The organism is Streptomyces sp. SID3212 (genome assembly GCF_009865405.1).
GTDB lineage: Bacteria > Actinomycetota > Actinomycetes > Streptomycetales > Streptomycetaceae > Streptomyces.
On sequence record NZ_WWJY01000343.1, the window covers coordinates 1 to 10,314 of the forward strand.

Sequence of the window (10,314 nt, forward strand, 5' to 3'; positions counted from 1 at the left end):
GCGACCGGGGGTACGGGCGCAGTCGGCTCCACGTCCTGGAACAGCTCGGCGCCGGCCGCGAACGCCACACCGTGGGCACCGCGCACGACTGGGCGGAACCGGCGGGCGACCCGCTCAACGTCGTCGCGGTGGAGTGCCGGCGGGACGCGGACGCGCCGCGTATCGGAGCCGTACCAGGCCTTCCTGATCATCTGTACGAACACGACGGCCAGCTGACCAAACGGCATGTACGCGCGGCCACCCTCGGCGCGCTGGCGCCCGCGCCCGGCGAAGTGCTGTGGGACATCGGCGGCGGGTCCGGGTCGATCGCCGTCGAGTGGATGCGGACGCACCGCTCCTGCCGCGCCGTGTCCGTGGAACGCGACCCCGTACGGGCCGAACGCATCGGCCGCAACGCGCACACCCTCGGGGTGCCGGACCTGACCGTCGTGACCGGCGCCGCGCCCGCCGCCCTGGCGGGACTGCCGGTGCCCGACGCGGTGTTCGTCGGCGGCGGCCTCACCGCCCCGGGGCTGCTCGACGCCTGCTGGGCCGCCCTCCCCGTGGGCGGGCGGCTGGTCGCGAACACCGTGACGCTGGAGTCCGAGGCGCTGCTGGCGCGGTGGTACGGGCGATTCGGCGGCGAGCTGGTACGGCTGGCGGTGACGCACGCCGTGCCGGTGGGCGGGTTCACGGGGTGGCGGCAGGCGATGCCGGTCACGCAGTGGGCCGTCACCAAGGACGGGCGCGGGGAGTCCGTACGGTCGGCCGCTCCTGCCGGGGCCGTGGAGACGGCTGAGTCCGCTGAGCCCGCTGAGTCTGCCGAGCCCGCTGGGTCTGTTGGGTCTCGTGCGTCCGTTGCGCCCGCCGAGTCTGGAGAAGAACGTTGACCGTGTACTTCATCGGCGCCGGGCCCGGCGCCGCCGACCTGATCACGGTGCGCGGCGCCCGCCGCCTCGCGGAGTGCCGCGTGTGCCTGTACGCGGGCAGCCTCGTCCCGCGCGAACTGCTCGCCTCCTGCCCGCCGGACGCGCGCCTGGTCGACACGGCCCGCATGGACCTCGACGGCATCACGGCCGAACTGGTGCGCGCACACGCGGAGGGCCACGACGTCGCCCGGCTGCACTCCGGCGACCCGTCCGTCTTCAGCGCGGTCGCCGAACAGATGCGGCGCCTGGACGCGGCAGGGGTGCCGTACGACGTGGTGCCCGGCGTCCCGGCCTTCGCGGCCGCCGCCGCCGCGCTCAAGCGCGAGCTGACCGTCCCGACGGTCGGCCAGACGGTGATCCTGACGCGCGTCGCCCAGCGCGCCACCCCGATGCCGGACGGCGAGGATCTGGCCACGCTGGGGCGCAGCGGGGCGCTCCTGGTGCTGCACCTGGCCACCCGGTACGCCGACCGTGTCGTGGCGGAACTGCTGCCGCACTACGGTGCCGACTGCCCGGCGGCCGTGGTGGCGATGGCCAGCCGGCCGGACGAACTGGTCCTGCGCGGCACGCTCGCCGACATCGCCGGCCAGGTGAAGGCGGCGGGCATCGTCAGAACCGCCGTGATCCTGGTGGGCCGGACGCTGGCGGCGGAGACCTTCCGCGACAGTCACCTGTACTCGGCCGCGCGGGACCGGGACGACGACGGACACGCGGGTGTGCCGATCGTGCCGAACAGCTCCTCCTGAGGATGTGGTCATGAAGCAGCCCCGCACACTCGTCGTCGGCGCCGGGATAGCCGGCCTGGCCCTCGTGCGCGCCCTGCGCGACCAGGGCCTCGACGCCGAGGTGGTCGAACGCGACCCCGACTGGCGGACGACCGGCGCCGGCCTGTACCTCCCCGCCAACGCCGTACGCGCCCTGGAGCGCCTGGGCCTCGGTACGGAACTGGCCCGGCGCGCCCACCCGGTGACCCGCCAGCGGATGCTCGACCACCGGGGCCGCGCCCTGGCGGACTTCCCCGTCCGCGCGGTCTGGGGCGGTGTCGGCGACTGCCTCGCGATCAGCCGCGCCGACCTGCACGACCTCCTCCGCTCGGCGGTCGGCGACTCCGCGGTGCGGCTGGGCACGGGCGTCGCGTCCGTGGACGACGCCGGTACGGTCACCTTCGCCGACGGCTCGTCGGAGACGTACGACGTCGTCGTGGGCGCCGACGGGGCCGGTTCCGCCGTCCGCCGCAGCGCGTTCCGGGGCGCCGAGCCGCGCTTCCTGGGCCAGATCTGCTGGCGGTTCCTCGCCCACGAGGACCCCGCCGCCCCGCCGGTCACCGACTGGACGGCGCGGCTGGGCAGTGGGGGCCGTACGTTCCTGACCGTCCCGCTGGGCGACGGGCGCCTGTACTGCTACGCGGACGTCAACAGCGCGGAGCCCGTGGCCCCTGCGGGTGACTGGCGCGCGCTGTTCGCCGATTTCGCCGGGCCCGTTCCGTACCTGCTGGAGCAGGGGGTTGACGCGTACTTCGCGCCTCTGTCGGAGATCGACGACACGGACTGGGCGCGGCCCCACGCGGTGCTGGTCGGCGACGCGGCACACGCCTGCTCGCCGAGCATGGCCCAGGGCGGCGCGATGGCGCTCGAAGACGTGCTTGTGCTGGCGGAGTTGCTGGGCGGGGCGGTGAAGGCGGGGACGGCCGCCGGGACGGACATCGGGGCCGTACTGTCCGCCTATCAGGCGCGGCGGGCCGACCGCGTGCGCTGGGTCCTCGGCCAGAACCGGCGCCGGGACAAGGCCCGCAACCTGCCCACCCCCGTGCGGAACCTCACCCTCCGGCTCGCGGGCGAGCGCCTCTTCAAGGCCAACCACGCCCCGCTGCACGCCGAAGCATGACGCCGTCCACGGAAGCGCCACGGTCGCCCCACCTCCTGATCCTCGGCGGGACCACCGAGGCGCGCCGCCTCGCCGAGGCGCTCGACGCCCGGCCCCACGGCGGCCCGCGTGTCACCACGTCCCTCGCGGGCCGGGTCGCGCGGCCGGCACTGCCGCCCGGAGAGGTACGGGTCGGCGGATTCGGCGGTCCCGAGGGGCTGGCCGACTGGCTGCGCGCCCACCGGGTGACCGCGCTGATCGACGCGACGCACCCCTTCGCCGCCACGATCAGCTTCAACGCGGCCCGCGCCGCCGCCTCCGCGCACGTACCCTTGCTGGCCCTCCGCAGGCCCTCCTGGACGCCTGCCGACGGCGACAACTGGCACGGGGTCGGTTCGCTGGAGGAGGCGGCCGACGCGCTCACGGGCCTGCGCGCGCGCCGGGTCTTCCTCACGACGGGGCGGACGGGGCTGTCGGCGTTCGCGGGCCGGGGGGAGGGGATGTGGTTCCTCGTGAGGTCCGTGGACGCGCCGGAGCCGCCGTACCCCGCACGCATGGAAAACCTGCTGGACCGTGGCCCGTTCACCCTCGACGGCGAGCGCGAGGTGCTCCGGCGCTACACGATCGACGTCGTCGTGACGAAGGAGAGCGGCGGCGAGGCCACCGCGCCCAAGCTCACCGCCGCCCGGGAGGCCGGCCTCCCGGTGGTGGTCGTCCGGCGCCCACCGGTCCCGGAGGGGGTCACCGAGGTGGCGACCCCGGCGGAGGCCCTGGCGTGGCTGGACCGGCGCACGTAGCGGTCCATCGGCGCGGCCGGCGGGCGGCCCGTCCGGCGCCGGAGTGACGGATCCTGCGTCCGGTGGCCCGGCCCGTGCACGGCGGCGGGTCACCTAGGCGGGTGGCTGGCGCCGTTTATGGCGGGGTGTCGCTTCGGCCCGGTGGCCCGCCTCGCGTACGCAGAGCTGTCGTCCGGCGGTCGGCCGGCCTGGGTGGGGTACAACGGTGCGTCGCTTCGGCCCTGTGGCCCCGCCCCGCGTACGCAGAGTCGTCACCTCGGCCGGCGGCCGGTCTCGCGCGCAACGGCGCGGCACCTTGGCCGGTGGCCTGGCTCCGCCCACGGTGAGCCGTCACCGCGCGGTGACCCGCCTCCCTCAGCTGGCGACTTGTTGCCGCGTCCGGTGACCGGCCACCGCACTTGGTGGCCCGCCATCCACACGCGGTGACCCGCTGCCCGCACGCGGTGACCTGTCACCCTGCCCGGCGACCCGCCTCCCCTGCGCGCCTCGCGACCGGTCACCGAGACAGCGCCTACGCGGCCGTCCAGCCGCGTCCTCACCCCTCCGGCTGCCGCCGAGGCCCCTCACGCCTCCGGGTATCGCCTCGGCGTCCACACGATCTGCTCGCCGTCATCCTCGCCCCGCCGTACCGTCACCGTCTGTGTCGAGCCGACCAGCAGGATCGTCCGCATGTCGACCTGCGCCGGGTCGAGTTCGGCGAGACGTACGATCCGTACGCTCTCCTCAGGGCCACCGACATCGCGTCCTAGGACGACAGGCGTGTCCGGGGCGCGGTGTTCCAGCAGCAGTTCGCGCGCCTTGCCGACCTGCCAGGTGCGGCTGCGTGAGCCGGGGTTGTAGAGCGCCAGCACCAGATCGGCCGCCGCCGCCGCGTGCAGTCGTTCGGCGATCACCTCCCACGGCTTCAGCCGGTCGGAGAGGGAGATCACGGCATAGTCGTGGCCCAGCGGAGCGCCCGCGCGTGACGCGGCGGCGTTGGCGGCCGTCAGGCCGGGCAGCACCCGTACGGGCACCTCCCGGTACGGGTCCTCGGACGCCACTTCCAGTACGGCCGTGGCCATCGCGAAGACCCCGGGGTCGCCGGACGACACCACCGCCACGCGGCGTCCGCGCCGCGCCAGGTCGAGGGCGAACTCGGCCCGTTCGGACTCGACCTTGTTGTCGGAGGGGTGGCGGCGCTGCCCGGGCCGTACCGGAACCCGGTCCAGGTACGTGGTGTACCCCACGAGGTCCTGGGCGGCGGCCAGTTCGCCGCGCGCCTCGGGCGTCAGCCACAGCGGCCCCGCCGGGCCCGTCCCGACCACCACGACCTCACCCCGGGCCCCGGGTGCGGGAACGGCGTCGACACGGCTCGGCAGCACGGCCACCGAGAAGTACGGCACGGACTCCGGGTCGATGTCGGCGAGCGCGCCGGTGCGTTCACCGGCCATCGTGGCGCGCTCGACGTATCGCGCGTCCGCCAGCCGGCCCGAGCGTTCGATCGCCCGCCGCACCGTGGGGAACGTACGGCCCAGCTTCATGACGACGGCGGAGTCGGCCGAGGCCAGCCGGGCGGTCAGCTCCTCCTCCGGGAGGGTGCCCGGCAGGATCGTCAGGACTTCCTCGCCCTCGACCAGCGGGGTGCCGAGGCGGGCCGCGGCGGCGCTGACCGAGGTGACGCCGGGGACGACCTCCGTGGGATACCGGTCGGCCAGCCGCTTGTGCATGTGCATGTACGAGCCGTAGAAGAGCGGGTCGCCCTCGGCGAGGACGGCGACCGTACGTCCCGCGTCCAGGTGGACGGCGAGGCGGGCGGCGGACTCGGCGTAGAAGTCGTCCATGGCGCCCTGGTAGCCGCCGGGATGGTCGGTGGTGCCGGTGGTGACCGGGTAGACCAGCGGCTCTTCGATGTGGTCGGGGCGCAGGTACTCGGCCGCGATGGACCGCGCGATGGACCGGCCGTGGCGGGCGCTGTGATAGGCGATCACGTCGGCCTCGGCGATGATCCGCACGGCGCGTACGGTCATGAGGGACGGGTCGCCGGGGCCCAGGCCGACTCCGTAGAGGCGGCCGGTGGCGGCGGTGTCGGCCGTGGGGCCGGTCTTGTTGTCGGTGGGGGGCGTGCCGGGGACGCTGTTCTCGCTCACTACTCTTCCTCGCTCGCGATCGCGTTGACGGCCGCCGCCGCTATCGCGCTGCCGCCGCGCCGGCCCCGTACGACCAGGTGCTCCAGCCCGGAGGGATGGGCGGCCAGCGCGTCCTTGGACTCGGCCGCGCCGACAAAACCGACCGGGACGCCGATGATTGCGGCCGGGCGCGGCGCGCCCTCCTCGATCATCTCCAGCAGCCGGAACAGCGCGGTCGGGGCGTTGCCGACGGCCACCACCGCGCCTTCCATGCGGTCCCGCCACAGCTCCAGCGCCGCCGCGCTGCGGGTGGTCCCCAACGCGGCGGCCAGGCCGGGCACGGACGGGTCGGACAGGGTGCAGACGACCTCGTTGCCCGCGGGCAGCCGCTTCCTGGTCACGCCGCTGGCGACCATGGCGACGTCGCACAGGATCGGCGCGCCCGCGCGCAGCGCCTCCCGGGCGCGGGCCACCACCCCGGGGGTGAAGGCGAGGTCGCGCACGAGGTCGACCATCCCGCAGGCGTGGATCATCCGGACCGCGACCTGGGAGACGTCGGCGGGCAGCCCGGTGAGGTCCGCCTCGGCGCGGATCATGGCGAAGGACTGGCGGTATATCGCCGGGCCGTCCTTCTCGTAGTCGAACGCTGTGGACACTGGGGTCTCGCTCATCTCGTCATGGTGGGGGTCGTCGTCCGTGCCGCCGCGACCGCGTCGGCGAGTTCCTGTCCCGTCGCGGTCGTACGGGCGCCTCCGTCGACGGAGACGTCGTAGGTACCCTCGCCCGTCGCGACGACGTCCACCCAGGAGGTGCCCTGGGGGTGGCCGCAGCGGCGGGCGCAGCCGGACCAGTGGACGGGCAGGTCGGGGGGCGGCAGTTGTCCTCCGGGCGGGCGCGGGGCGCGGGCCGCGTCCGCCCGTACGTCGGAGAGCGCCTTGGCGCATCCGGGGCGGCCGGTGCAGGCGCCGACGCCGTGCCAGGGGGAGCCGGGGTCGGTGACCAGTCCGGCGGTACGGAGGCGGTCGAGCAGGTCGTGAGCGGTGTCCGGGGCGAGGCCGGGGACGATCACGCCGCGCCAGGGGGTCACGCGGAGGGTGCCGTACGGTGCGGACGGCGTGGTTCCGGCCCCGCCCGCAGCCGCCTTTGCCGTAGCCGCCGTCTCCGCATTCGCCGTCCCCCCAGCGGCAACAGCAGCCGCGCCAGCCGCAATCGCAGCCGCCGTCCGGAGCATCCGCCACTGGGCCACGCTCAGCCGGCCGAGCGGGGCGTGGACGGAGAGCGCCACCGTCCCGTCGGGGGAGCGGACCGTTCCCGGGGCCGGGGGGCCGGCCGCCGGCCCGGGGTCACGGTCCGGCGCCGGTTCGCGCTCGGCGGGGATCCCCGCCTCCGCGAGCCGCGCGGTCACCGCCGCCTCCAGGCCGTGGCCGGCGGGCAGTTCCCGTACGCGCCAGGCGCCCGAGCCGCCCGCCGCCGCCACCGTGAGGAAGGTCTCCGCCGCCACGAGCGCCGCCCGGGCCGCGTCGGTGGCGGACACTCGCCAGCCTGACGGATTTGTCTGGATGTGCAGGGTGGCGGTGCCGTAGCGTTGTGCGAGCAAGGTCACATCAGCGCCCAAGGCGGCCACATCGCCCCGGCCGTCGTCCAGCGCGAAGAGAAAACGTCCGGAGAGGGCTGTCGCGGCCCCGCTCGCGCACAGCAGCTCGTCCAGTTCCTTCGACCACAACTGCACAGAGTGCGAAGAGGATCGGCCCCGGTCCTGGCCCCCCGCCGACCCCTGGCCGTCCAGTCCGGCCAGCGGTGAGGCGACGATGTTCCGTATTCGCTCGTGCGCCTCGGACGGCAGCAGTCCGGCGTCGTACAGCACCCGCGAGAGCTGCCCGCCACAGCTCTCGCCCAGCCCCCGCAGCTGGATGTTGCCCCGCGAGGTGATGTCCAGGTGTCCGTCGCCCAGGCGCTCCGCCACGGACTCCAGCACCTCCGCCTGGTGGTGCGTCAACACCCCTGCGGGCAGGCGAAGTCGCGCCAGCCGACCGTCGTCGGCGGCGTGCAGCCGGAGCGCGCCGGGGCAGGCGTCACCGCGCTCCCGCACGGGAGCTTCGTCCCGGTTCACGGGTGTTGGCGAGGTGGGCGGCATGGCGGCGAGCATACCCACGTGTCCGCCGTCCGGCCCCGCCCGCGGGGGCCGCCGACCTCCGGCCGCCGACGTGCTCGTTCAGGCGCCCTCCCGGCCCGTGACCTGCACCACCTACTATGCAGACGTATGCAGACGGCGGGCCGCCAGGTCCGCCACCGTCAGCGACGGCGTCAGGGGAGGAAGCCCGGTGCGAATCCGGCGCGGTCCCGCCACTGTGAGCCCGGCAGCAGCCGGGTGAGTCAGGAACTCCCGCCGTCCTCCCACCGCCCGGGGCGCGGACCCCGAGGAAGGCCAGACGCCGCATGATCCTGCTCCTGTCGACCTCCGACACCGACCTGCTCAGCGCCCGCGCGGCCAACGGGGCGGGCGGTCCGGTCCCGTTCCGGTACGCGAACCCGGCCCGGCTCGCGCTGGACGACCTGCCCGCACTGCTGGACGGCGCCGACCTCGTCGTCGTACGGCTCCTCGGAGGGCTGCGCGCCTGGCAGGAGGGGATCGACCTCCTCCTCGCCCACGACCGGCCCCTCGTCGTCCTCACCGGCGAACAGGCCCCCGACGCGCAGCTGATGGAAGCCTCCACCGTCCCCATCGGCATCGCCGCCGAGGCGCACGCCTACCTGGCGCACGGCGGGCCCGCCAACCTCGACCAGCTGGCGCGGTTCCTCTCCGACACGGTCCTGCTGACCGGGCACGGCTTCGAGCCGCCCGAGCCCGCGCCGACCTGGGGCCGGGTCCACCGCCGGGTGGAGACGCTGGACGCCCTCGGCCGCCGACCGGTCGTCGCCGTGCTCTACTACCGCGCCCACCACCTGAGCGGCAACACCGCGTTCATCGACGCCCTCAGCGAGGCCGTCGAGGACGCGGGCGGGCGGGCCGTGCCGATCTTCGTCGCCTCCCTGCGCGCCCCCGAGCCGGAGTTGCTCAAGGCCCTGAGCGGGGTCGACGTGATCGTCACCACCGTGCTGGCCGCCGGCGGCACCCGGCCCGCCGAGGCCTCGGCCGGCGGGGACGACGAGTCGTGGGACGCGGGCGCGCTCGCCGCGCTGGACGTGCCGATCCTCCAGGCCCTCTGCCTCACCAGCAGCCGCGCAGCCTGGGAGGAGAGCGACGAGGGGCTGTCGCCGCTGGACGCCGCGTCGCAGGTCGCGGTGCCGGAGTTCGACGGGCGGCTCATCACCGTCCCGTTCTCCTTCAAGGAGATCGACGAGGACGGCCTCCCGTCGTACGTCGCGGACCCCGAGCGGTCGGCGCGCGTCGCGGGGATCGCCGTACGGCACGGGCGTCTGCGCCACATCACGAGCCAGGACAAGCGCCTCGCCCTGGTGCTCTCCGCGTACCCGACGAAGCACTCCCGGATCGGGAACGCGGTGGGGCTCGACACCCCCGCGAGCGCCGTCGCCCTGCTGCGCCGTCTGCGGGAGGAGGGGTACGACTTCGGCGACGAAGACGTCCCCGGCCTGGAGTCCGGCGACGGCGACGAGTTGATCTACGCCCTGATCGAGGCCGGCGGCCACGACCAGGAGTGGCTCACCGACGAGCAGTTGGCCCGCAACCCGGTCCGGATACCCGCCGCCGACTACCGGCGCTGGTTCGCACAGCTCCCCGCCGACCTGCGGGAAGCGGTCGAGCGGCACTGGGGCCCGGCGCCCGGCGAGATGTTCCTCGACAGGAGCCGCGTCGGCAACGGCGGCGACCCGGACGGCGACATCGTCCTCGCCGCCCTGCGGCGCGGGAACCTGCTGATCCTCATCCAGCCGCCGCGCGGCTTCGGCGAGAACCCCATCGCGATCTACCACGACCCCGACCTGCCGCCCTCGCACCACTACCTGGCCGCGTACCGCTGGATCCAGGCGTCCCAGGAGGACGGCGGCTTCGGCGCCGACGCCATGATCCACCTCGGCAAGCACGGCAACCTGGAGTGGCTGCCGGGCAAGAACGCGGGCCTGTCCGCCTCCTGCGCGCCCGACGCCGCCCTCGGCGACCTGCCGCTGATCTACCCGTTCCTCGTCAACGACCCGGGCGAGGGCACGCAGGCCAAGCGGCGCGTCCACGCCACGCTGGTGGACCACCTCGTGCCGCCGATGGCGCGTGCCGAGTCGTACGGCGACATCGCCCGGCTGGAACAGCTCCTGGACGAGCACGCGGCGATCGCCTCCATGGACCCGGCGAAGCTGCCCGCGATCCGCGCCCAGATCTGGACGCTGATCCAGGCGGCCAAGCTCGACCACGACCTGGGGGTGGCGGACCGCCCGGAGGACGAGGGCTTTGACGAGTTCATCCTCCATCTCGACGGCTGGCTCTGCGAGATCAAGGACGCGCAGATCCGCGACGGCCTGCACGTCCTCGGCGGGGCGCCCGCCGGAGACGCGCGCGTCAACCTGGTCCTGGCCATCCTCCGCGCGCGCCAGATCTGGGGCGGTACGTCGTCCCTGCCCGGCCTGCGCGAGGCCCTCGGCCTGGACGAGTCCGCCGCCACCCGCACCACCGCCGACGAGGCCGAGGAACAG

General features: G+C 74.8%; 8 protein-coding genes and 1 riboswitch. Of the genes, 5 read left to right on the plus strand and 3 right to left on the minus strand.

The window, feature by feature from the left end:
• The 4 genes from cbiT to GT042_RS10395 form a co-directional block, all read left to right on the plus strand.
• A partial coding sequence (gene cbiT / locus GT042_RS10380; RefSeq protein WP_161308427.1) for a precorrin-6Y C5,15-methyltransferase (decarboxylating) subunit CbiT occupies window positions 1–869 on the plus strand: 869 nt, incomplete at its 5' end.
• The gene (gene cobM / locus GT042_RS10385) at window positions 866–1,654 is read left to right on the plus strand and encodes a precorrin-4 C(11)-methyltransferase (protein ID WP_161308428.1); all 789 of its coding nucleotides are present in this window, start codon (window positions 866–868) and stop codon (window positions 1,652–1,654) included. The genes cbiT and cobM, both read left to right, overlap by 4 nt.
• Window positions 1,655–1,664: 10 nt before the next feature.
• Window positions 1,665–2,792: an FAD-dependent monooxygenase gene (locus tag GT042_RS10390; RefSeq protein WP_161308429.1), complete on the plus strand. Its 1,128-nt coding sequence runs from the start codon at window positions 1,665–1,667 to the stop codon at window positions 2,790–2,792.
• Window positions 2,789–3,568: a cobalt-precorrin-6A reductase gene (locus tag GT042_RS10395; RefSeq protein ID WP_161308430.1), complete on the plus strand. Its 780-nt coding sequence runs from the start codon at window positions 2,789–2,791 to the stop codon at window positions 3,566–3,568. The genes GT042_RS10390 and GT042_RS10395 overlap by 4 nt, the downstream gene beginning before the upstream one ends.
• A 563-nt stretch (window positions 3,569–4,131) precedes the next feature.
• On the opposite strand, the gene GT042_RS10400 is transcribed toward GT042_RS10395, so the two are convergent.
• From GT042_RS10400 to GT042_RS10410, 3 genes are read right to left on the minus strand one after another with little or no spacing between them, the layout of a single operon-like run.
• The gene (locus GT042_RS10400) at window positions 4,132–5,694 is read right to left on the minus strand and encodes a precorrin-2 C(20)-methyltransferase (protein WP_345943730.1); all 1,563 of its coding nucleotides are present in this window, start codon (window positions 5,692–5,694) and stop codon (window positions 4,132–4,134) included.
• Window positions 5,694–6,344: a precorrin-8X methylmutase gene (locus GT042_RS10405; RefSeq protein WP_161308431.1), complete on the minus strand. Its 651-nt coding sequence runs from the start codon at window positions 6,342–6,344 to the stop codon at window positions 5,694–5,696. The genes GT042_RS10400 and GT042_RS10405 overlap by 1 nt, the downstream gene beginning before the upstream one ends.
• Entirely contained in the window at window positions 6,341–7,807 is a 1,467-nt protein-coding gene (locus GT042_RS10410; protein WP_237530664.1) for a cobalamin biosynthesis protein CobG, read from the minus strand. Before GT042_RS10410 ends, GT042_RS10405 begins: the two co-directional genes overlap by 4 nt.
• 176 nt (window positions 7,808–7,983) lie before the next feature.
• Window positions 7,984–8,056: riboswitch (cobalamin riboswitch) on the plus strand.
• 53 nt (window positions 8,057–8,109) lie between these two features.
• Here GT042_RS10410 and GT042_RS10415 point away from each other — a divergent pair.
• Window positions 8,110–10,314: cobaltochelatase subunit CobN (locus GT042_RS10415; protein ID WP_202532599.1), on the plus strand; the 2,205-nt coding region annotated here is incomplete at its 3' end.